A 24,740-nucleotide genomic window follows, 5' to 3' on the forward strand; every position below is an offset into this window, starting at 1 on the left:
TTCCCTTGTGGGAGCGAGCCTGCTCGCGAAGGCGATTTCGAATGCTACGCCGACATGAAACTTTGGCCGATATGCCGGCCAAGGTGTCGGATCCAACTTTATAAAGGTTAGAATTGCCGCCTGACCCAGAGTGCCTACTTATGTCCCAAGAGCTGACTTCCGAACAGATTCAACAGTCCCTGCAAGGCATCAGCGTGCCGGCCCAGCCGCAGATCATGGTGGATTTGCAGATGGAGCAGTACATGCCCGATCCGGATCTGGAAGTGATCGCCAAGTTGATCTCCCAAGACCCGGGCCTCTCTGGCTCCTTGCTGAAAATCGTCAATTCTCCGTATTACGGCTTGAGTAACAAGATCGCCTCGATCCAGCGTGCGGTGAACCTCTTGGGCAGCCGTTCTATCATCAACCTGATCAACGCGCAGTCGATCAAGGGTGAGATGAACGACGACACCATCGTCACGTTGAACCGTTTCTGGGATACGGCTCAGGACGTGGCGATGACCTGCCTGACCCTGGCCAAGCGCATCGGTGTCCAGGCCGGCGATGAAGCGTACGCCCTCGGTCTGTTCCACGATTGCGGCGTGCCGCTGATGCTTCAGCGCTTCCCCGACTACATGACGACGCTGGAAGAGGCCTATGCCAGCGCCAGTGCCGAATGCCGGGTGGTGGACACCGAGAATCGGGTGTTCAATACCAACCACGCGGTGGTCGGTTATTACACGGCCAAATCCTGGCGCCTGCCGGAGCACGTGAGCACCGCGATCGCCAATCACCACAATGCGTTGGTGATCTTCAGCGATGAGTCGTCGCGCAACAGCCAGCTGAAAAACCTGCTGGCGATCCTGAAGATGGCCGAGCACATTTGTGCGTCCTTCCGGGTGCTGGGCAACCAGCACGAGGACCACGAGTGGAACAGCATCGCGCCGCTGGTGCTCGATTACGTCGGCCTCTCGGACTACGACTTCGAGACCCTCAAACAAACGATTCGCGACCTCGGCACTCATCGCTGAGTGTCGGACAGCCTGATTCGAGAGCACCATGCCTGAACTGCCAGAAGTCGAAACCACCCGCCGCGGGATTGCGCCGCACCTGGAAGGCCAGCGTGTCAGCCGGGTCATTGTGCGTGATCGTCGTCTGCGCTGGCCGATCCCTGAAGACCTGGATGTGCGGCTGTCCGGCCAGCGCATCGTGCTGGTGGAGCGGCGCGCCAAATACCTGTTGATCAATGCCGAAGTCGGCACGCTGATCAGCCATTTGGGCATGTCGGGGAATCTGCGCCTGGTGGAAGTCGGCCTGCCTGCCGCCAAGCATGAGCATGTGGACATCGAGCTGGAATCCGGCCTGGCCCTGCGTTACACCGACCCGCGACGGTTTGGCGCGATGCTCTGGAGCCTCGATCCGCTGAACCACGAGCTGCTGATTCGCCTGGGGCCGGAGCCGTTGACCGACCTGTTTGACGGCGACCGATTGTTTCAGCAGTCCCGCGGACGATCCATGGCGGTCAAGCCGTTCATCATGGACAACGCCGTGGTGGTTGGCGTCGGCAACATCTACGCAACCGAAGCGCTGTTTGCGGCGGGTATCGATCCGCGCCGGGAAGCCAAGAGCATTTCCCGGGCGCGTTATTTGAAGTTGGCCATCGAGATCAAGCGCATTCTGGCCGCTGCCATCGAACGCGGCGGTACCACGCTGCGCGACTTTATCGGTGGTGACGGACAGCCGGGTTATTTCCAGCAGGAATTGTTTGTTTACGGCCGCGGCAGCGAGCCGTGCAAGGTCTGCGGGACGGAGTTGCGGGACGTGAAACTCGGGCAACGCGCCAGCGTCTTTTGCCCACGCTGTCAGAGCTGATAGCCCTACGGTCTATAGTCAGTGCTCACTGCCTGTCTGAAGGACCGTGTCATGAAGCTGTTTCGAACCCTTGTCGTCGTGTTGTTGCTGAGCGTCGGCGCGCCCGCGCTGGCGGCCAACACCGGCAGCGGCGACCCGCGTTACACCATCCAGAATCCCCCGGCGTACGCCATGCTCGGCGATTTGCTGATCGCCCGACCCTTGCTGGTCGTGGCGACGGTGATCGGTGCGGGGGCGTTTGTGGTGTCGTTGCCGTTTACCGCGTTGGGCGGCGGCGTTGGCGATGCGGGGCAGGCGCTGGTGGTCGACCCGGCGAAAGCGGCGTTCGTGCGGTGTCTGGGGTGTGTCGGGGAGGGGTTTGAGCAGCGGGAGTGAGGTCAGTTACATCTTCGGCGTGGCTGATGGCCTCATCGCGAGCAGGCTCGCTCCCACAGGGGGACACACACCGAAGATCTACTGTGGGAGCGAGCCTGCTCGCGATGGCGTCTTAACAGTCGCCAACTGAATCAAGCCTTGCCGGTAATGATCCGGTACTTCGCCATCAACTGTTCTTCGGTCTCCGGATGCGCCTCATCCAGCGGAATGCAATCCACCGGGCAAACCTGCTGGCACTGAGGTTCGTCGTAGTGGCCGACACACTGTGTGCACAGGTTAGGGTCGATCACGTAGATCTCTTCGCCTTGGGAAATGGCGGCGTTCGGGCACTCGGGTTCGCAGACGTCGCAGTTGATGCAATCGTCGGTGATGATCAGGGACATGCTAACTCCAGCCGGGGCGGAAGGCCCGGGCGTAATAAACCAATGCGCACAATTGTGCCGCATTGGCGCTGTAGGAGCCAGCTTGCTGGCGATGGACGGGAGAGCGCCGGGTTCATCCAGGCAGCCCTCGTCATCGTTAACGTCTATCGCGAGCAAGCTCGCTCCTACAGTTGCGGGGCTTACTTCTTGAAGCGTTCGGTGAGGGCGTCCGCCACCGCAGGGTGGACGAACTTGGTGATATCGCCGCCCAGGGCTGCGATTTCACGGACCAGCGTCGAGGAAATGAACGAGTAACGCTCGGACGGTGTAAGAAACAGACTCTCCACATCCGGGGCCAGTTGGCGGTTCATGTTGGCCAGCTGGAATTCGTATTCGAAGTCCGACACCGCGCGCAATCCACGCAGGAACACGTTCGCATTTTTCTCTTTGGCGAAATGCGCCAGCAACGTCGAGAAGCCGACGACTTCAACGTTCGGCAGATGTTTAGTGACCTCGCGGGCCAGCTCCACACGCTGTTCCAGGGGAAACAACGGGTTTTTCTTCGGGCTGGCGGCGACGGCAATGATCACATGATCGAACAGGCGCGCGGCGCGTTCGACCAGATCGCCATGGCCCTTGGTAATAGGGTCGAAGGTACCTGGGTACAACACTCGGTTCATCGCGTCGTCCTGGCGGGAGTCCGTTGGGGAGTCGGATGGTATCGCAGCCTTCCCGGTCGGCCAAGTCGCCTTTTGGGTAAGAAAGCACTATAGACGATGGGAATATTCTCCATTTTCATGGGTTTTTCAAACGTTCGGCCAAAGAAGTTGCCAGTTGCGCCGTCAGCCCATAGACCGACAATTGCGGGTTTGCGCCAATGCTGGTGGGGAACAGCGAGCCATCGTGAATCGACAGATTACTGAGTTGGTGATGCCGGCCGAGGCTGTCGGTCACGGCGTTTTTCGGATCCTCTCCCATGGCACAACCGCCCATCACATGAGCACTGCCCAGGCGCGTGCGATACAGCTCAAGGCTCAAGCTGTCGATCAGCGTGCGCGCTTCGGCCAGGGTTTTCACATAGCGAGCGTCCGCATGCATCGGCATGACCGCGTTGGCGCCGCCAGCGAACTGAATCTCGGCCATGCTGTGGAACGCCCGGCGCAAACCGTCCCAGGCGTAGGGTGAAACCTGATAGTCGAGCACCGGCGTGTTGTCACCGCGCAGCTCGACGCTGCCGCCGGGGCTGTCCGGGTGAAAGCCATCCCGCAGCAAAGCCAGCATGGCGTGGGTATGGGGCAGGTTCTCCATGTGCCGGGCGTTTTCCTGGCCAAAGCCGCCGAGCAGGGTGACGGCCAGCGCCGGGTGCAGCGGCGGGACTTCCAGTTTGTAGGACATCTTGCCGGTGGTGCCGTCCTGCCATTGGAAATGGTCGGAATAGATCGACTGCGGTGCGCCGTAGAACGGATTGATCACCTCGTCGAACAGCCCGGCGGACATGTTCACCAGATGCAGGAACGTCCGTTTGCCGAGGCGTTTGTGTGGATCAGGCGTGTCGGAACGCAACAACAGCGCCGGGCTGTTGATCCCACCACCCGCCAGCACGTAGTGCCGCGCCTTGACCGTAATGGTCTTTCCCGTGGGGGCCACGCAGCGGTCGTCCATCGCTACGCATTGCAGCCCTGTGACCTTGTCGCCGCTGAACGACAGTTTTTCGGCGCGGGCCAGATAGAGCAACTCGCCACCTTTTTCCAGGGTCGCCGGAATGGTCGTGACCAGCATCGATTGCTTGGCGTTGGTCGGACAGCCCATGCCGCAATAGCCCAGGTTCCAGCAGCCGCGCACGTTGCGCGGGATCACGTGCCAGGTGTAGCCGAGCTTTTCGCAGCCTTTGCGGATCACGTCGTTGTTGGCGTTGGGCGGGACCCTCCAAGGGGCAACACCCAGGCGCTGTTCCATTTTCTCGAACCACGGCGCCATTTCGGCGGGCGTGTGGCCTTTGACGTCGTGTTCCCTGGCCCAGTGTTCGAGGGTCGGGTCCGGGGTGCGAAAGCTCGATGTCCAGTTGATCAGCGTGGTGCCGCCCACTGCGCGGCCCTGGAGGATGGTGATCGCACCGTCCTTGCTCATGCGGCCGATGCCTTCCTGATAGAGGCTGGTGTAGGCCTGGTCTTCGAGCAACTTGAAGTCGCTGCTGGTCTTGAGCGGGCCTTCTTCGATCAGCAGCACCTTGTAACCGGCGGCGCTGAGGATTTCGGCGGTGGTTCCGCCGCCAGCACCACTGCCGATGATCGCCACCTCCGCTTCGAGGGTCAGGTCCTGGGTCAGTTGTGAGCCGTTGAAGGTTTTCCAGCCACGGGCCAGGCCTTCGCGGAACGGATCGGGTACGGGCATCTTTGGGTTCTCTTATTATTTTGGGTTCGGTGGTGACGCGGCTGACGTCATCGCGAGCAGGCTCGCTCCCACATGGATCGCGAAACCCCTGTGGGAGCGAGCCTGCTCGCGATGGGGTCGCCTCGGTCTCAAACCGTAGGCGGCCCGGGATACCCACAATGCGCCCACGATTCCGCGCGGCTGTACCAAGCCATCATCACCAATTGCAGTAACGAGCTGTGCCCCATACGCAGCAGACTCAACGAGCTGTTTTCCCAGCGCTCGAGAAAGTGCCGGATGTCGTCGGCACTGGCGTTTTCCCAACTGCCCCAAATCCCGGTCAGCGGTCCGCGAGTCACAGCCATTCCCAGCACATCGAACAACTGTTGGGTCAGCTTGAGCATTTCCGGCGACAGGTGATCGAGGCCGTTATCCAGGCAATGCAGGGTCTGATCGACCGATGCCGGCATTTTCTCCATGGCCACGGCACCGTCGAGCATCACCGGAATCACAGCCCGCAGAAACAGCAAATCGCCGCTGCGCAGAATCGCAAAACCGCTGGCCGGGGTGCTCGACGAGCAGCCGCTGAGGCTCGCACCCAATCCGGCCGTGGCCAGAAACGCACTCGCGCCGAGGCTGAATTTAAGCAGGCCGCGCCGTGACAGCGCGGGTGTATCGGACAGGCTTGGGCTCATTATTGTTATTACCCGGCGGTGACGATCGTTAGCGGATAAACAGCTTCTGGATCAGTTTCTGAATGGCTTTGCCATACGGCGGGTAGATCAGTTTCGCCGCGTTGAACCGCTGTTTGATCAGCACGCCTTTGGCCTTGCTGAAGGTCAGGAAACCTTCGTGACCGTGGTAATGCCCCATACCCGAGGCGCCGATGCCGCCAAACGGCATGTCGTCCTGAGCGACGTGCAGCAGGGTGTCGTTCAGGCAGACGCCACCGGAATGGGTTTCGTTGAGTACGCGGTTTTGTTCACGCTTGTCGTAGCCGAAGTAATACAGCGCCAGCGGACGAGGTCGCTGGTTGATGTAGGCAAACGCTTCATCCAGATCCTTGTACGGAACGATCGGCAGCAACGGGCCGAAGATTTCGTCCTGCATGACCATCATGTCGTCAGTGACATTGAGCAGCAGGCTGTGACTCATGCGACGCCCCTGACCCTGGTCGAACAACGGAATCAGCAGCGCACCCTTGCTGGTGGCGTCACTGAGGTAGCCGTTGAGTCGGGCCAGTTGTCGGTCATTGATGATCGCGGTGTAGTCCGGGTTGTCCGCCAGGGTCGGATAAAACCCGCGAACGGCCTGGCGATAGGCTTCAACGAAAGCACCGACGCGGTCATCCGGCACCAGCACGTAGTCCGGGGCGACACAGGTTTGCCCAGCGTTGAGCGTCTTGCCGAACGCGATGCGTTCGGCGGCGTCCTTGAGCGGCACGTCGCGGGAGACGATGGCCGGGGACTTGCCGCCCAGTTCGAGGGTCACCGGCGTCAGGTTCTCGGCGGCCGCGCGCATCACGTGTTTACCGATGCTGGTGGCACCGGTGAACAACAAGTGATCGAAACGCAGTCTGGAAAACGCCACGCCGATATCGGCTTCGCCCAGCACCACGCCGACCAGATCCTGGGGAAATATCCGGCCCAGCAGTTCCTTGAGCAGCAAGCCGGTGGCGGGGGTCGATTCGCTGAGTTTGAGCATCACCCGATTACCCGCCGACAACGCGCCCACCAACGGCCCGATGGCCAGATACAGTGGGTAATTCCACGGCACGATCACCCCGACCACGCCCAAGGGTTGATAAACGACTTTGGCCGAGGCGGGTTGAAAGGCGACGCCAACCTTGCGCCGTGAGGGTTTCATCCAGCCATTGAGGTGCTGGCTGGCGTAGTGGATGCCGTGCAGGCTGGGCATCAGTTCGGCGAGCAGGGTTTCATCGGCGCTGCGGTGGCTGAAGTCCTGGCTGATGGCGTTGATCAGGGCCTGACGTTCATTGCTCAACAGATCGCGCAGGGCTTTGAGCCATTGATGGCGCTGAGCGGCAGGCGGCATCGGGTTGGCGGCATAGGCTGCACGTTGGGCGTCGAACAGGGTTTGGAGTTCTTCCAGCGGCTGCTGTAGGTTCTGCAGGTAGGCGATGTCAGCAGTCATGGTCGGCTCCGGATTTATTGTAATGAGGAGCTTTTTAGAGTCTAAGCTCTAAAAAGTCAAATGACTTCCTGGTGCACCTTAGTTTTATCCACTCCCGGATAGGTCGTAAGATGCCCGTCACCGCACTCTGAATTAAAGCTCAAGCCATGGCCCCACGGATCAAAACCAGCGAGCGCATCGTGCAGAACAGCCTGGAGCTGTTCAATCAGCAGGGCGAGCGCAGCATCAGCACCAACCACATTGCTGCCCACATGGAAATTTCCCCGGGCAACCTGTACTACCACTTCCCCAACAAGCAGGCGATCATCGCCGTGCTGTTCAGTGAGTACGAAAGCCTGGTGGACAGCTTCCTGCGCCCACCCCAGGGGCGCGCCGCGACGGTCGAAGACAAGCGCTTCTATCTTCAGGAGCTGCTGGCGGCGATGTGGCGCTACCGGTTTCTGCATCGTGACCTCGAACACTTGCTCGACAGCGATGCCGAGTTGGCCGACCGTTATCGTCGCTTTTCCCAGCGCTGCCTGATTCAAGGAACGGCCATTTACGAAGGGTTCGTCGAGGCCGGCATTCTGAAGATGGACCGGGTGCAGATCGAATCCCTGACGCTCAATGCCTGGATCATTCTTACGTCCTGGGTGCGTTTTCTGTGCACTACGCGGGAAAACTCCAATCACCTGAGCGAGCAGGCGATTAAACGTGGGGTGTATCAGGTGTTGGTGCTGGAGGCCGGGTTCGTCACGGATCAGTCCCGCGACGCGGTCAACGCGTTGTTCGAGGAGTTTTACGTGCCGCTGGCCCAGGCCCTTGAAGAAGTGCAGTAGGATTCAAAACCGACAACATCAGAGGAGCCCGTTATGCCCATTGCGCAACTGATCAGCCCGCAAGCACTGGACCTGAAAAAGGAGCAGCCGGGGCTGGTGATTCTGGATTGTCGTTTTGCCCTCGAAGACCCGGATTACGGGCAGCGCAGCTATGCCGAAGGGCATATTGCCGGGTCGAGCTTTGCCGATCTTGAGCGTGATTTGAGCGGGACTGTGGTCAAGGGGGTGACCGGGCGTCATCCGTTGCCTGAACCTGAAGACTTGATCGAGCGTCTGCAAGCCTGGGGTATCAACGCCGACAGCGAGGTGGTTTTGTACGACGACGGTCCGGGTGCCTACGCGGCGCGGGCCTGGTGGTTGCTGGCGTGGCTGGGCAAGCGTGACGGTGTGTTCATCCTCGACGGCGGGCTCAAGGCCTGGCACGCGGCGGGTTTGCCGCTGAGTCTCGATGCGCCCCACATCCAGCGTGGCACCTTTACCGGGACACCGGACAACGCGCTGATCCTGAGCGCCGAACAGCTTCAGCAACGTCTCGGCCAGCCAGCGCTGACCTTGCTCGATGCCCGCGCGTTGCCGCGCTTCAAGGGCGAAGTGGAACCGATCGATCCGATTGCCGGGCACATCCCCGGCGCGCAATGTGCGGCGTTCACCGACAACCTGGGCAGCGACGGGCGTTTCCTGTCGGCGGATCAGCTCAAACAGCGGTTTGCCGCGAAACTCGGTGATCGTTCGCCGACCGATCTGGTGGCGTATTGCGGTTCTGGCGTGACGGCTTGCCATAACCTGTTTGCCCTGTGCCTGGCGGGTTATCCGTTGGGGGCGTTGTATGCCGGGTCGTGGAGTGAGTGGATCAACGATCCTGCGCACGGAATCGCCATCGGCGAATAAACCCAAAATCAAAAAGGTGGGAGCGAGCCTGCTCGCGATAGCGGTGGATCAGTCAGCAGAGATGTTGAATGTGAAACCCTCATCGCGAGCAGGCTCGCTCCCACATTTGTATCTTCATCGTCATCAAGATCCCGGCACCTGTCGCGCACTGCGATACGCGCCCGGCCCAACCCCGTAAACCTGCTTGAACTGCCGACTCAGATGGCTCTGGTCGGCAAAACCCAATTGCGTGGCCACTTCCAGCGGCAAGCAACCACCCTGTAACAACGCCCGCGCCCGAGCGATGCGCTGCTGCATCAGCCAGGTGTGAGGCGGCATGCCGGTGGCGCGGCGGAACACTCGAGCGAAGTGAAAAGGTGAGAGGTTGACCGCTGCCGCGAGTTCTTCCAGCGAGGGTGGCGCCGCCAACTGCGCGTGCAGCAGGTCCTTGGCCAGGGTGACCGCCCGGTGTTCCTTGCCGGGTTTGCCGGCATCCGGAACGGCGGCGTGACGTTGCAGCAACGACAGCATCATTTCCCGCCAGGCTGTCTGCTGTTGCAGGGCCGTGGACGGACTTTCGAGCAGACGATGCAGTTGGCAGAACCCCTTCACCAGATCCGGATCGCGATACAGCGTGGCGCCAAACGCTGGCAGGTTGTCGGTCGGCAGTTCCAGTTCATCGAGCAGCGACAGGATTTGCCCACTGTCGGGATAAAACGCCCGGTACAGCCACCCGTCTTCCGTGCCTTTGTGGCCGGTGTGCAATTCGTCCGGATTGATCAGCACGAGCGTGCCGCTACCCGCCAGATGCTCGGCGCCGCGATAACGGTAACGCTGAGCACCGGCCATGATCATGCCGATCACGTAACCGTCATGCACGTGGGGCGCGAAACGGTGCTCGATGTAGCGCGCGGACAACAGCTCGACCCCGGCCAACGGCGCCGTTTGCCAAAAGCGTATCGACTCGCCCTGATCGGTATCCATCGGTTTACTCGCGACCCACGTTGGCCAGCCACTGCGGGATGCGCCGTTCCAGGTAGTAGCCCGGTTGCCGGAACGAGCCATCGACGAAGCCGACATGCCCGCCCTTGGCCTGCAGTTCGAATTGAGTGCTGGCGGACAGTTCCTCTGCTTGCGGCAGGCTGTGAGGAAATACAAAGGGATCGTCAGCCGCCTGAATGACCAGCGTCGGCGTGCGAATCTCCCCAAGGAAATAGCGGCTCGATGCGCGGCGATAGTAATCCTGCGCATCGGTGAAACCGTGCAGCGGCGCAGTCACCCGGCCATCGAAATCCCAAAACGTGCGCATGTTCTCCAACGAGCCAAGGGCCGCCAGTGCCGCCACGCCATCCTCGCGCCCGTCATGCTGGAACTGCCGCTGCTTGTTCTTGATGTAGGCGACCATTTCGCGCATGAAGTGCGCCTGATAGACCTTTGAGAAACCCTGGCCGATGCGATCGGCGCATTGATCCAGGCGAAATGGCACTGACACCGCCACTGCACCGAGCACGCCGCTGTCACTGCCGGTCTCGCCCAGGTGCTTGAGCAACACATTGCCGCCCAGGGAATAACCGACTGCATACAGCGGGGCGAGAGGCCGTTTGGCCCGCAGGTGCTTGATGGTTTCGGCTAGGTCCTCACTGGCGCCGGAGTGGTAGCTGCGCGGCAACAGATTGGGTTCGCCAGAACAGCCACGCCAGTTCAGCGCGACGCTGGCCCAACCCTGGGCACCCAGGGCCTTTTGCACCCCGGCCACATAAGGCGAGTTCGACGAGCCGGTCAGGCCGTGCAACACCAGCACCAACGGCGCATCGGCGCTGTGCGGGCCGTGCCAGTCCAGGTCGAGGAAATCACCATCTTCGAGCCACAAACGTTCGCGTTCGCGCTCGATGTGTGTGGTTTTGCGCCAAAGCGGTCCCCACAAGGTCTGCAAGTGCGGGTTGCCGAGGCCGAAGGCGGGAGTGAAGCGTTCTGACGGAAAGGACACGATTGTTCTCGATGCAGCGGTGCGCAACCTGTGCGCACCTTTTCAGGCCGGTCGATTAACCGGCGATCTCTGCCATACGTTGCCACAACGAGTAGTACACCCGCCCGGATTTCTGCTCGCGGTGCAGGCGCCAGTTGCCTGGCAAACCGAGCGTGGACGGTGCGGTTTCGCTTTCGGTGTACACCCAGGCATCGTCGGCCAGCCATTGGCGCTCTTCGAGCAGGGTGCAAACGGCGGGCAACAGGTTCTGGTTGAACGGCGGATCAAGGAACACCAGGTCGTAAGCCACCGCAGGCTGGGTTTCCAGATAACGCAGGGCATCGGCCGTCTGAATCTGGCCGGTGGTGCAGCGCAGGGTGCCCAGATGTTCCTTGATGCTTGCGACCGCGATGTTGCTGGCGTCCAGCGCCTGGCCTATCGCCGCGCCACGGGACAGCGCCTCAAGGAACAACGCGCCGCTGCCGGCGAACGGGTCAAACACCTTGGCCCCGGCCACATACGGCGCGAGCCAGTTAAACAAGGTTTCACGCACTCGGTCTGGCGTCGGGCGCAGGCCCGGTGCATCGGGGAAGCTCAGCTTACGGCTGCCCCATTCACCGCCGATAATGCGCAGTTGGTTCACGCCGTTGTGCACGTTGTGAACAGGTTTTTTTGGACGAGTGGCCATTAATGCTCCGGAACCCCGAGCGGCTGCTCGGCAGGTTTATCAGTAGGGGCCGGTAACGGCTTTTGCGGCACGGTCGGGCCAGCGCTGACGATGACCATTTTATCCGTGCTCAGGTGTTTGTTCAGTGCGGTTTTGACTTGCTCGACAGTCAGGCTCTGGGACTGCTGCATGAAGTCCTCCAGGTAGCTCAACGGCAGGTTGTAGAAACCCATGGCGCCGAGCTGGCCCACGATGTCGGCGTTGCTGGCGGTGGACAGCGGGAAGCTGCCGGCCAGTTCACGTTTGGCGTCGTCGAGTTCTTTTTCGGTCGGGCCGGTTTTAAGGTAGTCGGCGAGCACGTCCTGCACCAGTTTCAGCGTGCCTTCGCTCATCTCGGCACGGGTTTGCAGGTTGATCATGAACGGGCCGCGCGCCTGCATCGGGCTGAAACCCGAATACACGCCGTAGGCCAGGCCACGCTTCTCGCGCACTTCGCTCATCAGCCGCGTACCAAAACCACCGCCACCGAGTATTTGGTTGCCCATGGACAACGCTGCGTAGTCCGGATCGTCGCGGTCGATGCCCAGTTGCGCGAGCATCAGATTGGTCTGCTTGGACGGAAACTCGATGTGACCGATGCTAGCCTTCGGTTCGGCCGGTTGCTCGATTTTTGCCAGGGCAGGGCCTTTTGGCAGTGCAGTCGAAATCTGCGCGGCAATCGCCTCGGCTTCGGCGCGGGACAGGTCGCCCACCAGCGCAATCACCACGTTGCCGGCGGCGTAGGCTTTCTCATGGAAGGCTCGCAGCTGCGCCAGGGTAATGGCTGGAACGGTCTTCGCCGAGCCATCACTGGAATGCGCATACGGGTGATCGCCGTACAAGCGGTTCATCAGCTCCAGGCTGGCGAGTTTGCCCGGGTTCTGCTTCTGGTATTCGAACCCGGCGAGCATCTGGTTCTTGATGCGTGCGAAGGAATCGGCAGGGAAGGTCGGTTTGCCGATGACTTCGGAGAACAGCTTCAGGGCCGGCTCGCGTTTGTCCGAGGCGCTGAGGCTGCGCAGGGAGGCCAGTGCCATGTCTTTGAACGCGCCGTTACCGAAGTCTGCGCCCAGGCCTTCGAAGCCCTGAGCGATGGCGCCGACATCTTTGCCGGCCACACCTTCGTTGAGCATTGCGTTGGTCAGCAGGGCCAGACCCGGCGCATCGCCGTCCTGGCTGCTGCCGGCGGCGAAGATCAGACGCATATCGAACATCGGCAGCTCACGGGCTTCGACGAACAACACCTTGGCGCCTTCGGCGGTGTTCCAGGTCTGTACGTCGAGCGTGCGGTGGCTGGGTGCCTTGCCGTCGAGTTCGGCCAGCGATTGCAGCTTTTGGCTGGCCTTGGCTTTGTCGAGGGCTTCGCTGGCGCTGGATTCATCGGTCTTCGAAAAATAGAAGGCAGCAGACCCGATCAGTGCGACTGCGATCAGGCCAATCAGGGCCAGGCGTGGTTTTTTACGCTCACTCATGAGTCGTCTCCAGTGGCAGTACATGGGCGACGCTGAGACGTTCGCGGGTGAAATACAGCTTGGCGGCTTTCTGGATATCTTCCGGGGTCACGCTTTCGAGTTCGGCGAGTTCGGTGTCCATCAGTTTCCAGGACAGGCCGACGGTTTCCAGTTGACCGATGGCGGTGGCCTGGCTGGTGATCGAGTCACGCTCGTAGACCAGGCCGGCAATCACCTGAGCCCGCACGCGTTCCAGCTCTTCGTTGGACGGCGCGGTGGTTTTCAGCTGTTCGAGCAGCTTCCACAGACCGGCTTCGGCCTGGGCCATGGTTTTCTTTTTCTGCGTGTTAGGTGTGGCCGACAAGGTGAACAGGCTGTCGCCGCGGGTGTAGGCGTCGTAGCTCGACGAGCCGCCGGACACCAGCTCTTCGCCGCGTTCCAGTTGCGTCGGGATGCGCCCGCTGTAGCCGCCGTCGAGCAGGGCCGAGATCAGGCGCAAGGCGTTCACCGAGCGTTTGTCTTCAGCAGTGGCGATGCTCGGTACGTTGAAGCCCAGCATCAGGCTCGGCAATTGGGTTTGCACATGCAGCGTAATCTGCCGCTCGCCGGGTTCGGCCAGTTCCATCGGGACTTTCGCCGGTGGCACATCACGTTTGGCGATCGGGCCAAAGTAGCGCTGGGCCAAGGTTTTGACTTCGTCCGGGGTGACGTCGCCGACCACCACCAGCGTGGCGTTGTTCGGCACGTACCAGGATTGGTACCAATGGCGCAGTTCTTCGACTTTCATCCGCTCGAGGTCAGCCATCCAGCCGATGGTCGGCGTGTGGTAACCGCTGGCCGGGTAGGCCATGGCCTTGAAGCGTTCGTAGGCCTTGGACATTGGCTTGTCGTCGGTGCGCAGGCGGCGTTCTTCTTTAATGACCTCTATCTCGCGGGCGAACTCGTCGGCCGGCAGGCGCAGGCTGGCCATGCGGTCGGCTTCGAGCTCGAAGGCCACGCCCAGGCGGTCGCGGGCCAGCACTTGGTAATACGCGGTGAAGTCATCGCTGGTGAACGCGTTCTCTTCGGCGCCAAGATCGCGCAGGATCAGCGAGGCTTCGCCGGGGCCGACTTTCTCGCTGCCTTTGAACATCATGTGTTCCAGGGCGTGGGACAAACCGGTCTGACCCGGGGTTTCATAGCTGGAGCCGACCTTGTACCAAACCTGGGAAACCACCACCGGCGCACGATGGTCTTCGCGCACGACGACCTTCAGGCCGTTATCGAGGGTGAATTCGTGGGTGGGTTGTGGGTCGGCAGCCAGGGCTGAAAAGGGCAGGCAAACTGTGCTGAGCAGCAGGCCTGCAGCGCGGCGGGCTAGAGCATTCATTCGTTTTTTAAACCTTTGGGGCTGCCCGCTTGTTCTTAGCGTCAGCGGGCGAGAGGGTGCTAGGATACTGATCCGTTTTACTGGCGGCCACGCCTATCAAGCCTTGGTGTTTGATCAGGTTGTATGGGTTTGCGGCAGAAGGCCGAGATTTATCAACTAAACTCTGCTTTTTCGCCGATTTTGCCGCTTCAGTCCTTCGTGAAATCGTTTCTGTGAGGTGCCGTTTGCACCTCGACAAAATGTTGCGCGTGAACAAGCTGGGTCAACCGCAGTCTGTTCTGCATCGAATATTTATTTGCCGAGGCGCCCTTTGGCGCGTCGCTACCGTGAGATAGCCGTCCTCCATGTTTGGTTCCAACGACGACAAGAAGACCCCAGCTGCGGCTGGCGAGAAGAAAAGCCTGTTCGGATGGCTGCGCAAAAAGCCGCAGGAACCCGTCGTCGAACAGCCACAGCCCATTCCTGAGCCAACGCCTGCGCCGGTCATAGAAGAAGAGCCGGCGCCGATTGTCTTGCCGATCGCCGAGCCGGTGCTGCAACCGATGGCCGAGCCGGAGCCTGATGTTGTAGCCGAAGTCGTGGCCCAAGTGCCGCTGACACCCGTGACCGAGCCCTGGCTGACGTTGCCGGTGGCGGAAGAACCGGTGGCCTTGGTCGAAGATGAGTTGGCGCCACACGTTACGCCGCCGATTCCAGCCCCGGCGGCGTTTGCTCCTGAGCCGGTTCAGGTTCCGGTGGTTGAGCCGGTTGTCGCGCCAGCCGTGGTGACCGAGCCTGCTCCGGTTGTTCCGGAGCCAGCATTCGTCGAACCAGTTGTTCAAGCGTCAGAGCCTGCACCCGTCAACGCGTCGGTTGTCGCCGCGCCTGTCGCGCCCATCGAAACCCCGGCCGAGCCTGCGCGTACCGAAGAAACCAAAGCCGGTTTCTTCGCCCGCCTCAAGCACGGCCTGTCCAAAACCAGCGCCAGCATTGGCGAAGGCATGGCCAGCCTGTTTCTGGGCAAGAAAATCATCGATGACGAGCTGCTTGAAGACATCGAAACCCGCCTGCTGACCGCCGATGTAGGCGTCGAAGCGACGTCGGTCATCATTCAGCGTCTGACTCAAAAAGTCGCACGCAAAGAACTGGCCGATGCCGACGCGCTGTATAAATCCCTGCAAGCGGAACTGGCGGCGATGCTCAAGCCCGTCGAGCAACCGCTGAAAATCACCTCGCAGAACAAGCCGTTCGTGATTCTGGTCGTTGGCGTCAATGGCGCCGGCAAGACCACTACCATTGGCAAGCTGGCGAAGAAGCTGCAACTCGAAGGCAAGAAAGTCATGCTCGCGGCCGGTGATACCTTCCGTGCGGCGGCGGTCGAGCAGTTGCAGGTCTGGGGTGAGCGCAACAAGATCCCGGTGATCGCCCAGCACACTGGCGCCGACTCGGCTTCGGTGATCTTCGATGCCGTACAGGCTGCCAAGGCCCGAGGCATCGATGTGTTGATTGCCGACACCGCCGGTCGCCTGCACACCAAAGACAATTTGATGGAAGAGTTGAAGAAGGTTCGCCGGGTCATCAGCAAGCTCGATGCCGATGCGCCGCACGAAGTGCTGCTGGTGCTCGACGCCGGTACCGGTCAGAACGCCATCAGCCAGGCCAAGCAATTCAACCAGACTGTCGAACTGACCGGCCTGGCGCTGACCAAGCTCGACGGCACTGCCAAGGGTGGGGTGATTTTCGCCCTGGCCAAGCAGTTTGGCTTGCCGATTCGCTACATCGGCGTCGGTGAAGGCATCGATGATTTGCGTACTTTTGAAGCAGAACCCTTTGTCCAGGCACTGTTTGCCGAGCGGGAGCGTTCATGATTCGTTTCGAACAGGTCGGTAAACGCTACCCGAACGGTCACGTCGGCTTGCATGAGCTGAGCTTTCGAGTCCGTCGGGGCGAGTTCTTGTTTGTCACCGGCCATTCCGGTGCCGGTAAGAGCACCTTGTTGCGCCTGCTGCTGGCCATGGAGCGTCCGACCACCGGCAAATTGCTGCTGGCCGGGCAAGACCTGGGCACGATCAGCAATGCGCAGATTCCTTACCTGCGCCGGCAGATCGGTGTGGTGTTCCAGAATCACCAGCTGCTGTTCGATCGCACGGTGTTCAACAACATCGCACTGCCGTTGCAGATTCTTGGCCTGTCCAAGGCCGAGATCGCCAAACGTGTGGACTCGGCCCTTGAACGCGTGGCGCTCTCGGACAAAACCGATCTGTACCCGGGCGACCTGTCCACCGGTCAGCAGCAGCGCGTCGGCATCGCCCGCGCCATCGTTCACCGCCCGGCCTTGCTGCTGGCGGACGAACCCACCGGTAACCTTGACCCGCGCCTGGCCGCCGAAATCATGGGTGTGTTCGAAGACATCAACCGCTTGGGCACCAGTGTGCTGATCGCCAGTCACGACCTGGCACTGATCGCCCGCATGCGTCACCGCATGCTGACCCTGCAACGCGGCCGATTGATCGGCGACGGGGAGGCTGGCGTATGAGTGCGACACGCAGCCCCAAGGTTTCCGAGCGCGTGGCCCCGAAGGCCGCCGATCCGCAGCCGCAGAAGAAAAAACGCGACGATGACGATGGTCCGGATTTCGCCACGCTGTTTCGTGCCTGGGTCGAAAGCCATCGCGCCAGCCTGCTGGACAGCCTGCGTCGCTTGGGCAAACAGCCCATCGGTAGCTTCTTCACCTGCATGGTGATGGCGGTTGCCCTGAGCTTGCCCATGGGCCTGTCACTTTTGCTAAGTAACGTCGAACGTCTCGGCGGTTCCTGGCAGCGCGCGGCGCAGATTTCCCTGTACCTGCAACTTGAAGCCAGCCCGACCGAAGGCGAGGCGTTGCGCGAGCAGATCAAAGGTATGCCCGGCGTAGCGGACGCTGAATATGTCGGCCGGGATCAGGCGCTGGAAGAGTTCCAGCAACAGTCCGGTCTGGGCGAGGCGCTTAAGGAACTGCCGGAAAACCCGCTTCCGGGCGTGGTTCTGGTGACCCCGAACGAAGTCGACAAGCCTGCGCTTGAAGCATTACGACAAAAACTTTCCGAGTTGCCGAAGGTACAACAGGCGCAACTTGATCTAGTCTGGGTCGAGCGTTTGGCGGCCATCCTGAAGCTGGGCGACCGTTTTGTCTTCGGTCTGACCGTACTTTTGGTTTCTGCATTACTTTTGGTGATAGGCAATACCATTCGTCTTCATATTGAAAACCGCCGCACAGAGATAGAAGTGATTAAACTCGTGGGCGGCACTGACAGCTATGTGCGTAGGCCCTTTCTTTATATGGGCGCGCTTTATGGCTTCGGTGCGGGGATTCTTTCCTGGGGCGTATTGGCGTTTGGCCTGGACTGGCTGAACGATGCGGTAGTCGGGCTGGCCGGTTTGTATGGCAGTGATTTCGCGCTGGCCGGCGTGCCGGTTGCCGACGGTCTGTCACTCTTGCTTGGCGCGGTGCTGTTGGGGTATATCGGTGCATGGATTGCAGTCGCACGCCACCTGCGGGAGCTTGCGCCAAAGTAATATCATTTTGCTCGTATTGACCTTTCAGCGTTTATGGGAACTTGTCCTACGGTTTCCGGTCAATTTTCGCAGTGCTGAACTGCACGAGTTTGTAAGACGGAGGTTTTTTCGTATGACCAATTCTTTGCAACCTGCATATTCTCTGGTCCCAGGCGCGAACCTGGAGGCTTATGTGCACACGGTGAACAGCATTCCATTGCTGACGCCGGAGCAGGAGCGTGAACTGGCCGAGAGTCTCTATTATGAGCAGGATTTGGGGGCGGCTCGGCAGATGGTGCTCGCCCACCTGCGTTTTGTCGTACATATCGCCCGTAGCTATTCCGGCTACGGTCTGGCTCAGGCTGACCTGATCCAGGAAGGTAACGTCGGCCTGATGAAGGCTGTGAAGCGTTTCAATCCGGAAATGGGTGTGCGCCTGGTTTCGTTCGCTGTGCACTGGATCAAGGCGGAAATCCACGAGTTCATCCTGCGCAACTGGCGCATTGTGAAAGTCGCGACCACCAAGGCCCAGCGCAAGCTGTTCTTCAACCTGCGCAGCCAGAAGAAACGTCTGGCCTGGCTGAACAACGAGGAAGTCCACCGTGTGGCGGAAAGCCTCGGCGTAGAGCCGCGGGAAGTGCGCGAGATGGAAAGTCGCCTGACCGGCCATGACATGGCCTTCGACCCGGCCGCAGAAGCGGACGACGACAGTGCTTTCCAGTCGCCGGCCAACTATCTGGAAGACCACCGGTACGATCCGGCCCGTCAACTGGAAGATGCCGACTGGAGCGACAACTCGAACCACAACCTGCACGAAGCACTGGAAGTGCTGGACGACCGCAGCCGTGACATCCTCTACCAGCGCTGGCTGGCAGAAGAAAAAGCCACGCTGCACGACCTGGCGCAGAAGTACAACGTGTCGGCCGAGCGTATTCGTCAGCTCGAGAAGAGCGCGATGAACAAGCTCAAGTTGTCGATCGCGGCTTAACCGCAGCGTCGGCAATAAAAAACGCCCCGATCATTGATCGGGGCGTTTTTGTTGGTGCCCATTTTACCGCCTGGCACTGGCCCCTGTGGGAGCGCGCCTGCTCGCGATAGCGTCAGGTCAGTCGCCATGAATATTGAATGATCAACCGCTATCGCGAGCAGGCTCGCTCCCACAGGGGATTACTGAGCCCAAGGCGCCCGGCGCGAATCATTGAGCCCCGCCAAATAGCTGTCACCACCCAACTGACTCATCTGCTGCCGAATCCAGCCAGCCCGCCGTGCGACATAGCTAGTCGGATGGCTCGCACTCCACACCCGCGGGTTAGGCAGCACCGCCGCCAGTAAACTGGCCTGCTGCCGGGACAGTGACCGGGCACCAACGCCAAAGTGATGCCGGGCTGCCGCTTCGGCGCCAAACACCCCTTCATCCCACTCGACGCTGTTCAGATAAACCTCAAGAATCCGCTGCTTGGGCCAGAACACTTCGATCAACCCGGTAAACCACGCCTCCAGGCCTTTACGCAGCCAGCTACGACCAGACCACAGAAACAGGTTTTTCGAAACCTGTTGACTCAGGGTGCTGGCGCCGCGAATCGAGCCGCCGCGCTCGTTATGGGCAAACGCCGCTTGAATCGCGCCGATATCAAAGCCCCAGTGCTCGGAGAATTTCTGGTCCTCGCCGGCAATCACCGCGACTTTCAGGTCGTCGGAGATTTCATCCCAGGGTTTCCAGGTGCGTTGCAGGTCGATGGGTTCGCCGTCGAACCAGGATTCGACCTTGCGTTCGACCATTAAGGCCGTCCCCGGTGGCGGCACTACGCGAAACACCAACACCAGCAATACGCTGCCAACTGCGAACCACAGCAGGGCTTTCGTGAATCGTCGCAAAAATAAACGCAGCATAGAGATGGCTTGGCCGAACCCGTCGAGCGGGCCATTATACAGACCCTGTGGATCGAGACTGACTGGAGTTCTTCATGCTGCGTGGCTTTCTGATGCTGGCCGCTTTCTTCGGCTTCACCGGTGTCGCCCTGGGTGCCTTTGCCGCCCATGGCTTGAAAAACCGTCTGACGCCCGAGTATTTGGCAATCTTCCATACCGGCGTCACCTACCAACTGGTGCACACCCTGGCGTTGTTGGGCATAGCGCTGCTGGTCACGCAGATTCCGGGTCGCTTGATCACCTGGGCCGGCGCCTCGTTTGCCATCGGCATCCTGCTGTTTTCCGGCAGCCTGTACCTGCTGACGATGACCGGTGTCAGCAAGCTCGGGATCATCACCCCCTTCGGCGGCCTGGCATTCCTGGTCGGCTGGTTCTGCCTGGGGCTTGCCGCCTGGCGGTTGAGCTGACCGGACGGTCCATTTCATGACGAATGGCTTGGGTCGCCAAGACTGATCGGGCTAGAATGCCAGCCCCTAAAAATGATGGCGGCATTCGGTATGCGCATTCAGTTGAACGGCGAATCCCTTGAACTGCCCGACGGCGAAACCGTTGCGGCCCTGCTGACCCGTCTGGAACTGACCGGACGCCGGATAGCGGTCGAACTCAATCTGGATATCGTCCCGCGCAGCCAGCACGCCGAAACCACGCTGAACGACGGCGATTCGGTCGAAGTGGTGCACGCCATCGGCGGCGGCTAGCCGTCTGGCCCGAGCGGCCACAGAATTATTCTGCAAGAACCTCACCCCAACAGAGGATTTCCCATGAGCATCGTTCGTAGCGACAAGCCCTTCGTCCTGGCCGGTCGTACTTACCAGTCGCGTTTGCTGGTAGGCACCGGCAAGTACCGCGACATGGAAGAAACCCGCCTGGCCATCGAAGCGTCGGGTGCCGAGATCGTCACCTTCGCCGTGCGCCGGACCAACCTCGGCCAGAACCCGGGCGAACCGAACCTGCTCGAAGTCCTGTCGCCGGACCGCTACACCTTCCTGCCGAACACCGCCGGCTGCTACGACGCCATCGAAGCCGTGCGCACCTGTCGCCTGGCCCGTGAGCTGCTCGATGGCCACAACCTGGTGAAGCTGGAAGTGCTGGCGGATCAGAAAACCCTGTTCCCCAATGTGATCGAAACCCTCAAGGCCGCCGAAGTGCTGGTCAAGGAAGGCTTCGACGTGATGGTTTACACCAGCGATGACCCGATCATCGCCCGTCAATTGGCGGAAATCGGCTGTATTGCAGTGATGCCGCTGGCCGGTCTGATCGGCACGGGCCTGGGGATCTGCAACCCGTACAACCTGCAGATCATCCTCGAAGAAGCCAAGATCCCTGTGCTGGTGGACGCCGGTGTCGGTACCGCCTCCGACGCCACCATCGCCATGGAACTGGGTTGTGAAGCGGTGCTGATGAACTCGGCCATCGCCCATGCCCAGCAGCCGGTCATGATGGCTGAAGCCATGAAGCACGCCATCGTGGCAGGTCGCCTGGCCTACCTCGCGGGCCGCATGCCGAAAAAACTCTATGCCAGCGCCTCCTCGCCGCTGGATGGTCTGATCAAGTAAGAGCCATTGATGACTGAATCAAACGACACGCCTATCCAGACGGAAGAAGGCGACGAGCGCCAACACCGCCGTATCAAGAGTTTCGTGATGCGCGCCGGGCGCATGACCGAAGGCCAGCAACGCGGTCTGGACCAGGGCACGCCACTGTTCGTGCTGCCATTGGCCGATGCGCCGGTGGACTTCGACCAGGTGTTCGGCCGTTCGGCGCCGCGCTCCCTGGAAATCGGTTTCGGCATGGGGCATTCGCTGCTGGAAATGGCAGCGGCCTCGCCGGAACAGGATTTCATTGGCGTGGAAGTGCACCGCCCGGGTGTTGGTGCGCTGCTCAATGGCGTGCTGACTCAGGGTCTGACCAACTTGCGGGTTTACGATTGCGACGCGATCGAAGTGCTCAACCGTTGCGTGGCCGACAACAGCCTCGATCGCCTGATGCTGTTTTTCCCGGACCCGTGGCACAAGAGCCGTCACCATAAGCGCCGTATCGTTCAGGCGTCGTTCGCTGAACTGGTGCGCAGCAAGCTAAAGGTCGGCGGTGTGCTGCACATGGCCACCGACTGGGAACCGTATGCCGAGTACATGCTGGAAGTGATGAACGTTGCGCCGGGTTATCGCAACCTGGCCGAAGACGGCAAGTGCGTGCCGCGCCCAACCGAGCGCCCGATCACCAAGTTCGAACGCCGCGGCGAACGTCTTGGGCATGGCGTGTGGGACCTGAAGTTCGAAAAGCAGTCCTAAGCCCTACGCAATACCAACTGTGGGAGCGAGCCTGCTCGCGAAGCGGTCGATCATTCAACATTGATGTTGGCTGACACGACCCCTTCGCGAGCAGGCTCGCTCCCACATTGTTTTGTGTGTTATTCGGGATCAGCGGCGGTCTGCGACGACGCCGATCAACACCAGCACCACCAACAACACCGGCGCCAGGCTGTAGTTGTTGAACTGGCTCAAGCCGCGAATGATCCACGGCGTGGCGTAGATCAGCGCCACGCCGCTGCCGATCATGCACAGCAGGGCCATCAGCGGGATGCGCAAGGCGCCGGCGATGCTGCCCAGGCGTTGGTCGACCCAGCCTTTGATATCCGCGCCGAACAGCACCAGCAGGCAGCCCACCAGCGCCAGGGAGATTTCCGACAGGTTGCTGCGGCTCCAGCGGGACACGGTGGCGAGCAGGTCGAGTATCAAATCCATTCGTTTTCCCTTAAGGCTGAAATCAGCTCAGAAATTGTTGCAGCAAGTCATTGAGAAACAGTTGTCCGCGCTCAGTGGCCGCCAGACGTGACGGTTCGACCTGCAACAAACCACTTTGTTCGGCTTCGCGGCGGCCTTCGGCGAGGCTGTCCAGCGGCAGCCCGGTGCGTTCCGGATAGAGTCGCGATTCGACCCCTGCGGTCAGGCGCAAGGCGTTCATCAGAAACTCGAACGGCAGCTCTTCATTGGTCAGGGCTTTCTCGCCGGCCTGGAAGCTTTTGGCCGGGTTGAGGTAATCCTTCGGCAGACGCGTCTTCCAGGTGCGCACGATGCGCCCGTCCGGGTGACTGAGCTTGCCATGGGCCCCGGCGCCAATGCCAATGAAGTCACCGAAACTCCAGTAATTGAGGTTATGCCGCGCCGGACGACTAGGCTGGGCATAAGCCGAAACTTCGTATTGCGCGTAACCGTGTTCGGCCAGCAGCGCCTGACCGGCTTCCTGAATGTCCCACAATGTATCGTCTTCCGGCAGCGTCGGCGGCTGGTTCCAGAACACCGTGTTCGGCTCCAGGGTCAGCTGATACCAGGACAAGTGGGTCGGCTTCAGGGCGATGGCCTGGCGCAGGTCGCTCAGGGCGTCGTCCAGGGATTGATCGGGCAAGCCGTGCATCAGGTCCAGGTTGAAGTTGTCGAACCCGGCTTCACGGGCCATGCCGGCGGCACGAACCGCTTCATCGCCGTTATGAATCCGCCCGAGGGCTTTGAGTTTCTCTTCCTGAAAGCTCTGGATGCCGATCGACAGGCGATTGATGCCCAACGCCCGGTAGGCGACGAACTTCTCTTGCTCGAACGTCCCCGGATTGGCTTCCAGGGTGATTTCGATGTCGCTGGCAAACGGGATGCGTTGCTCGACACCTTTGAGCAAGCGGCCCAGCGCCTCGGCACTGAACAGGCTCGGCGTGCCGCCACCAAAGAAGATCGAACTCAGCTCGCGGCCGTAAACCGCATGCAGGTCCTGATCGAGATCGGCCAGCAAGGCGTCCACATACTCTTCTTCCGGCAGCACGGGGCTGGCGGTGTGGGAGTTGAAGTCGCAATAAGGGCATTTGCGCACACACCACGGGATGTGGATGTACAACGCCAGGGGCGGCAACACTGGCAGGGCCGCCCGAGGCGATTGCGCGGCGCCGCCGAAGATCAACGGCGACGCGGATGATTCATGGGTCATTTCAAGCCCAGACGCTGGCGCAGCAGATCCATTGCACGGGCGCGGTGGCTGATGAGGTTCTTTTCGCTCGGGCTCAGCTCGGCGCTGGAGCAATTGCGCTCAGGCACCCAGAACAGCGGATCGTAACCAAAGCCGTACTCACCGCTGGCTTGGGTGAGGATGCGCCCGTACCACAGGCCTTCGCAGAGAATCGGCAACGGATCGTCGGCATGACGCACCAGCGCCAGCACGCACACGAACTGCGCGCCGCGCTCGGCTTCAGGCACGTCTTTCAAGGCGTCGAGCAGTTTGGCGTTATTCGCCGCATCGCCTAGACCGTCGGCGTAACGAGCCGAGTAGATGCCAGGCGCACCGCCAAGGAAGTCCACCGCCAGCCCGGAATCGTCGGCCAATGCTGGCAAACCGGAGATGCGCGCCGCATTGCGAGCCTTGAGGATGGCGTTTTCGACGAACGACAGGCCGGTTTCTTCAGGCTCGACGCTGCTGAACTCGCCGATCGAGCGCAGTTGCACCGATTCGCCGAGCATGGCCTGGAGTTCCTTGAGTTTGCCGGCGTTATGGCTGGCCAGTACGAGTTGCGTGAAATTGATCATTCGCCGGGGAAAAGCTCTTGGTTGAAATTGATGGTGTTGATTTTGTCGCCAGTCTGCACCTTGATTTCAAAGGTGCGGATTTCCTGCTGCGGCACCGGATACTGGGCGATGTAGTAGACCGCGCCTGTTTCGGTGATCTGTCTGAACTCCAGTGGAACGCTTTGGCTGGTCAGGTCCTTGACCGTTCCGCTGACCTGAGCCGTTTGCGGTTTGCCATCCTTGATCACCGAGACGTTGATGACGCCCTGTTTCTTGCTGCGGGTCAGCTCGGCCGCTTTGGCGATGTCCGGCGTCAGGAACGTGGAGTTGAAGGTGTTGTAGTGCACCGTCACGTCGCCAAAGGTTTCCTGGCGCTCGCCTTTGATGACGTCGGCAGCCATGGCGGTGACGCTCAGGCAGGCAGTAAGTACGAACAGCGCTAGACGACCCATGATCGTTCTCCTC

The 24,740-nt window shown here is 60.7% G+C and carries 28 protein-coding genes; 13 read left to right on the plus strand and 15 right to left on the minus strand.

The features are described 5' to 3' along the window. Positions 1-194: 194 nt before the first annotated feature. The 3 genes from ACYZUD_RS25580 to ACYZUD_RS25590 are packed head-to-tail and all read left to right on the plus strand — an operon-like array spanning position 195 to position 2,226. Positions 195-1,010, plus strand: coding sequence for an HDOD domain-containing protein (locus ACYZUD_RS25580; protein ID WP_462025115.1), 816 nt, complete (start codon positions 195-197; stop codon positions 1,008-1,010). 28 nt (positions 1,011-1,038) lie between these two features. Then, a complete protein-coding gene (gene mutM / locus ACYZUD_RS25585; protein WP_462020703.1) occupies positions 1,039-1,851 on the plus strand; it encodes a bifunctional DNA-formamidopyrimidine glycosylase/DNA-(apurinic or apyrimidinic site) lyase in 813 nt (270 codons plus the stop codon). A 51-nt stretch (positions 1,852-1,902) separates the two neighbouring features. Continuing rightward, a complete protein-coding gene (locus ACYZUD_RS25590) occupies positions 1,903-2,226 on the plus strand; it encodes a multidrug transporter (RefSeq protein ID WP_462020704.1) in 324 nt (107 codons plus the stop codon). Between the two features lie 131 nt (positions 2,227-2,357). Here the strand turns inward: ACYZUD_RS25590 and ACYZUD_RS25595 are convergent, their stop codons facing one another. The 5 genes from ACYZUD_RS25595 to ACYZUD_RS25615 all read right to left on the minus strand — a co-directional run bounded on the left by ACYZUD_RS25595 (position 2,358) and on the right by ACYZUD_RS25615 (position 7,112). Continuing rightward, the gene (locus ACYZUD_RS25595) at positions 2,358-2,609 is read right to left on the minus strand and encodes a YfhL family 4Fe-4S dicluster ferredoxin (RefSeq protein ID WP_010466792.1); all 252 of its coding nucleotides are present in this window, start codon (positions 2,607-2,609) and stop codon (positions 2,358-2,360) included. A gap of 179 nt (positions 2,610-2,788) precedes the next feature. Further along, positions 2,789-3,268: a pantetheine-phosphate adenylyltransferase gene (gene coaD, locus ACYZUD_RS25600; protein WP_007945531.1), complete on the minus strand. Its 480-nt coding sequence runs from the start codon at positions 3,266-3,268 to the stop codon at positions 2,789-2,791. 115 nt (positions 3,269-3,383) lie between these two features. Then, complete coding sequence (locus ACYZUD_RS25605) at positions 3,384-4,979, minus strand: GMC family oxidoreductase (RefSeq protein WP_462020705.1); 1,596 nt, start codon at positions 4,977-4,979, stop codon at positions 3,384-3,386. 128 nt (positions 4,980-5,107) lie between these two features. Further along, complete coding sequence (locus ACYZUD_RS25610) at positions 5,108-5,653, minus strand: twin-arginine translocation pathway signal protein (protein WP_462020706.1); 546 nt, start codon at positions 5,651-5,653, stop codon at positions 5,108-5,110. Positions 5,654-5,681: 28 nt separating this feature from the next. Next, on the minus strand, positions 5,682-7,112 hold the full coding sequence (locus ACYZUD_RS25615; protein WP_462020707.1) for a coniferyl aldehyde dehydrogenase: 1,431 nt from the start codon (positions 7,110-7,112) through the stop codon (positions 5,682-5,684). A gap of 146 nt (positions 7,113-7,258) precedes the next feature. Between ACYZUD_RS25615 and ACYZUD_RS25620 the strand changes: the two genes are divergently transcribed. Both ACYZUD_RS25620 and ACYZUD_RS25625 read left to right on the plus strand, forming a co-directional pair. Next, positions 7,259-7,930 (plus strand): TetR/AcrR family transcriptional regulator, encoded by a 672-nt coding sequence (locus ACYZUD_RS25620; RefSeq protein ID WP_462020708.1) that lies wholly within the window; start codon positions 7,259-7,261, stop codon positions 7,928-7,930. Between the two features lie 33 nt (positions 7,931-7,963). Further along, on the plus strand, positions 7,964-8,818 hold the full coding sequence (locus ACYZUD_RS25625; protein ID WP_462020709.1) for a sulfurtransferase: 855 nt from the start codon (positions 7,964-7,966) through the stop codon (positions 8,816-8,818). A gap of 123 nt (positions 8,819-8,941) precedes the next feature. Here the strand turns inward: ACYZUD_RS25625 and ACYZUD_RS25630 are convergent, their stop codons facing one another. Genes ACYZUD_RS25630 through ACYZUD_RS25650 form a run of 5 tightly spaced genes read right to left on the minus strand, consistent with a single transcriptional unit; the run spans position 8,942 to position 14,289 of the window. Beyond that, positions 8,942-9,781: an AraC family transcriptional regulator gene (locus ACYZUD_RS25630; RefSeq protein ID WP_462020710.1), complete on the minus strand. Its 840-nt coding sequence runs from the start codon at positions 9,779-9,781 to the stop codon at positions 8,942-8,944. 4 nt (positions 9,782-9,785) lie between these two features. Further along, positions 9,786-10,784: a hydrolase gene (locus ACYZUD_RS25635; protein WP_462020711.1), complete on the minus strand. Its 999-nt coding sequence runs from the start codon at positions 10,782-10,784 to the stop codon at positions 9,786-9,788. 55 nt (positions 10,785-10,839) lie between these two features. Then, a complete protein-coding gene (rsmD, locus tag ACYZUD_RS25640) occupies positions 10,840-11,451 on the minus strand; it encodes a 16S rRNA (guanine(966)-N(2))-methyltransferase RsmD (protein WP_462020712.1) in 612 nt (203 codons plus the stop codon). Continuing rightward, positions 11,451-12,941 carry a M16 family metallopeptidase gene (locus ACYZUD_RS25645; RefSeq protein ID WP_462020713.1) on the minus strand — a complete coding sequence of 497 codons (1,491 nt, stop codon included), beginning with the start codon at positions 12,939-12,941 and terminating at the stop codon, positions 11,451-11,453. The genes rsmD and ACYZUD_RS25645 overlap by 1 nt, the downstream gene beginning before the upstream one ends. Next, positions 12,934-14,289, minus strand: a complete 1,356-nt coding sequence (locus tag ACYZUD_RS25650) for a M16 family metallopeptidase (RefSeq protein ID WP_462020714.1) — start codon at positions 14,287-14,289, stop codon at positions 12,934-12,936. Before ACYZUD_RS25650 ends, ACYZUD_RS25645 begins: the two co-directional genes overlap by 8 nt. Positions 14,290-14,633: 344 nt before the next feature. Here ACYZUD_RS25650 and ftsY point away from each other — a divergent pair, with 344 nt between their 5' ends. From ftsY to rpoH, 4 genes are all read left to right on the plus strand, one after another. Next, on the plus strand, positions 14,634-16,136 hold the full coding sequence (ftsY, locus tag ACYZUD_RS25655) for a signal recognition particle-docking protein FtsY (RefSeq protein WP_462020715.1): 1,503 nt from the start codon (positions 14,634-14,636) through the stop codon (positions 16,134-16,136). Continuing rightward, positions 16,133-16,804, plus strand: a complete 672-nt coding sequence (gene ftsE / locus ACYZUD_RS25660; protein WP_283182044.1) for a cell division ATP-binding protein FtsE — start codon at positions 16,133-16,135, stop codon at positions 16,802-16,804. Before ftsY ends, ftsE begins: the two co-directional genes overlap by 4 nt. Continuing rightward, complete coding sequence (ftsX, locus tag ACYZUD_RS25665; RefSeq protein ID WP_462020716.1) at positions 16,801-17,823, plus strand: permease-like cell division protein FtsX; 1,023 nt, start codon at positions 16,801-16,803, stop codon at positions 17,821-17,823. The genes ftsE and ftsX overlap by 4 nt, the downstream gene beginning before the upstream one ends. A 112-nt stretch (positions 17,824-17,935) precedes the next feature. After that, positions 17,936-18,790 carry an RNA polymerase sigma factor RpoH gene (rpoH, locus tag ACYZUD_RS25670; RefSeq protein ID WP_462020717.1) on the plus strand — a complete coding sequence of 285 codons (855 nt, stop codon included), beginning with the start codon at positions 17,936-17,938 and terminating at the stop codon, positions 18,788-18,790. A gap of 179 nt (positions 18,791-18,969) precedes the next feature. On the opposite strand, the gene mtgA is transcribed toward rpoH, so the two are convergent. After that, positions 18,970-19,692 (minus strand): monofunctional biosynthetic peptidoglycan transglycosylase, encoded by a 723-nt coding sequence (mtgA, locus tag ACYZUD_RS25675; RefSeq protein ID WP_462020718.1) that lies wholly within the window; start codon positions 19,690-19,692, stop codon positions 18,970-18,972. 74 nt (positions 19,693-19,766) lie between these two features. Here mtgA and ACYZUD_RS25680 point away from each other — a divergent pair, with 74 nt between their 5' ends. From ACYZUD_RS25680 to trmB, 4 genes are all read left to right on the plus strand, one after another. Then, positions 19,767-20,138: a DUF423 domain-containing protein gene (locus ACYZUD_RS25680; protein WP_462020719.1), complete on the plus strand. Its 372-nt coding sequence runs from the start codon at positions 19,767-19,769 to the stop codon at positions 20,136-20,138. 90 nt (positions 20,139-20,228) lie between these two features. After that, positions 20,229-20,429 (plus strand): sulfur carrier protein ThiS, encoded by a 201-nt coding sequence (thiS, locus tag ACYZUD_RS25685; RefSeq protein WP_462020720.1) that lies wholly within the window; start codon positions 20,229-20,231, stop codon positions 20,427-20,429. A gap of 63 nt (positions 20,430-20,492) precedes the next feature. Continuing rightward, complete coding sequence (locus tag ACYZUD_RS25690) at positions 20,493-21,287, plus strand: thiazole synthase (protein ID WP_462020721.1); 795 nt, start codon at positions 20,493-20,495, stop codon at positions 21,285-21,287. 9 nt (positions 21,288-21,296) lie between these two features. Continuing rightward, entirely contained in the window at positions 21,297-22,022 is a 726-nt protein-coding gene (trmB, locus tag ACYZUD_RS25695; RefSeq protein ID WP_128873531.1) for a tRNA (guanosine(46)-N7)-methyltransferase TrmB, read from the plus strand. Positions 22,023-22,151: 129 nt separating this feature from the next. Here trmB and ACYZUD_RS25700 read toward each other — a convergent pair whose 3' ends face one another. From ACYZUD_RS25700 to ACYZUD_RS25715, 4 genes are read right to left on the minus strand one after another with little or no spacing between them, the layout of a single operon-like run. Then, positions 22,152-22,475, minus strand: coding sequence for a DUF3392 domain-containing protein (locus ACYZUD_RS25700; RefSeq protein WP_462020722.1), 324 nt, complete (start codon positions 22,473-22,475; stop codon positions 22,152-22,154). Between the two features lie 22 nt (positions 22,476-22,497). After that, on the minus strand, positions 22,498-23,703 hold the full coding sequence (hemW, locus tag ACYZUD_RS25705; RefSeq protein WP_462020723.1) for a radical SAM family heme chaperone HemW: 1,206 nt from the start codon (positions 23,701-23,703) through the stop codon (positions 22,498-22,500). After that, positions 23,700-24,296, minus strand: coding sequence for an RdgB/HAM1 family non-canonical purine NTP pyrophosphatase (gene rdgB / locus ACYZUD_RS25710; protein ID WP_462020724.1), 597 nt, complete (start codon positions 24,294-24,296; stop codon positions 23,700-23,702). Before rdgB ends, hemW begins: the two co-directional genes overlap by 4 nt. Further along, a complete protein-coding gene (locus ACYZUD_RS25715) occupies positions 24,293-24,727 on the minus strand; it encodes a DUF4426 domain-containing protein (protein ID WP_462020725.1) in 435 nt (144 codons plus the stop codon). Before ACYZUD_RS25715 ends, rdgB begins: the two co-directional genes overlap by 4 nt. Positions 24,728-24,740: the final 13 nt, after the last annotated feature.

The organism is Pseudomonas sp. XS1P51, from assembly GCF_054897845.1.

Excerpts from the sequence above, each read along its gene's own strand:
- mutM (WP_462020703.1), top strand. The coding sequence starts at position 1,039 with ATGCCTGAACTGCCAGAAGTCGAAACCACCCGCCGCGGGATTGCGCCG.
- ACYZUD_RS25590 (WP_462020704.1), top strand. The coding sequence starts at position 1,903 with ATGAAGCTGTTTCGAACCCTTGTCGTCGTGTTGTTGCTGAGCGTCGGC.
- ACYZUD_RS25595 (WP_010466792.1), bottom strand. The coding sequence starts at position 2,609 with ATGTCCCTGATCATCACCGACGATTGCATCAACTGCGACGTCTGCGAA.
- coaD (WP_007945531.1), bottom strand. The coding sequence starts at position 3,268 with ATGAACCGAGTGTTGTACCCAGGTACCTTCGACCCTATTACCAAGGGC.
- ACYZUD_RS25605 (WP_462020705.1), bottom strand. The coding sequence starts at position 4,979 with ATGCCCGTACCCGATCCGTTCCGCGAAGGCCTGGCCCGTGGCTGGAAA.
- ACYZUD_RS25610 (WP_462020706.1), bottom strand. The coding sequence starts at position 5,653 with ATGAGCCCAAGCCTGTCCGATACACCCGCGCTGTCACGGCGCGGCCTG.
- ACYZUD_RS25615 (WP_462020707.1), bottom strand. The coding sequence starts at position 7,112 with ATGACTGCTGACATCGCCTACCTGCAGAACCTACAGCAGCCGCTGGAA.
- ACYZUD_RS25620 (WP_462020708.1), top strand. The coding sequence starts at position 7,259 with ATGGCCCCACGGATCAAAACCAGCGAGCGCATCGTGCAGAACAGCCTG.
- ACYZUD_RS25625 (WP_462020709.1), top strand. The coding sequence starts at position 7,964 with ATGCCCATTGCGCAACTGATCAGCCCGCAAGCACTGGACCTGAAAAAG.
- ACYZUD_RS25630 (WP_462020710.1), bottom strand. The coding sequence starts at position 9,781 with ATGGATACCGATCAGGGCGAGTCGATACGCTTTTGGCAAACGGCGCCG.
- rsmD (WP_462020712.1), bottom strand. The coding sequence starts at position 11,451 with ATGGCCACTCGTCCAAAAAAACCTGTTCACAACGTGCACAACGGCGTG.
- ACYZUD_RS25645 (WP_462020713.1), bottom strand. The coding sequence starts at position 12,941 with ATGAGTGAGCGTAAAAAACCACGCCTGGCCCTGATTGGCCTGATCGCA.
- ACYZUD_RS25650 (WP_462020714.1), bottom strand. The coding sequence starts at position 14,289 with ATGAATGCTCTAGCCCGCCGCGCTGCAGGCCTGCTGCTCAGCACAGTT.
- ftsY (WP_462020715.1), top strand. The coding sequence starts at position 14,634 with ATGTTTGGTTCCAACGACGACAAGAAGACCCCAGCTGCGGCTGGCGAG.
- ftsE (WP_283182044.1), top strand. The coding sequence starts at position 16,133 with ATGATTCGTTTCGAACAGGTCGGTAAACGCTACCCGAACGGTCACGTC.
- ftsX (WP_462020716.1), top strand. The coding sequence starts at position 16,801 with ATGAGTGCGACACGCAGCCCCAAGGTTTCCGAGCGCGTGGCCCCGAAG.
- rpoH (WP_462020717.1), top strand. The coding sequence starts at position 17,936 with ATGACCAATTCTTTGCAACCTGCATATTCTCTGGTCCCAGGCGCGAAC.
- mtgA (WP_462020718.1), bottom strand. The coding sequence starts at position 19,692 with ATGCTGCGTTTATTTTTGCGACGATTCACGAAAGCCCTGCTGTGGTTC.
- ACYZUD_RS25680 (WP_462020719.1), top strand. The coding sequence starts at position 19,767 with ATGCTGCGTGGCTTTCTGATGCTGGCCGCTTTCTTCGGCTTCACCGGT.
- thiS (WP_462020720.1), top strand. The coding sequence starts at position 20,229 with ATGCGCATTCAGTTGAACGGCGAATCCCTTGAACTGCCCGACGGCGAA.
- ACYZUD_RS25690 (WP_462020721.1), top strand. The coding sequence starts at position 20,493 with ATGAGCATCGTTCGTAGCGACAAGCCCTTCGTCCTGGCCGGTCGTACT.
- trmB (WP_128873531.1), top strand. The coding sequence starts at position 21,297 with ATGACTGAATCAAACGACACGCCTATCCAGACGGAAGAAGGCGACGAG.
- ACYZUD_RS25700 (WP_462020722.1), bottom strand. The coding sequence starts at position 22,475 with ATGGATTTGATACTCGACCTGCTCGCCACCGTGTCCCGCTGGAGCCGC.
- hemW (WP_462020723.1), bottom strand. The coding sequence starts at position 23,703 with ATGACCCATGAATCATCCGCGTCGCCGTTGATCTTCGGCGGCGCCGCG.
- rdgB (WP_462020724.1), bottom strand. The coding sequence starts at position 24,296 with ATGATCAATTTCACGCAACTCGTACTGGCCAGCCATAACGCCGGCAAA.
- ACYZUD_RS25715 (WP_462020725.1), bottom strand. The coding sequence starts at position 24,727 with ATGGGTCGTCTAGCGCTGTTCGTACTTACTGCCTGCCTGAGCGTCACC.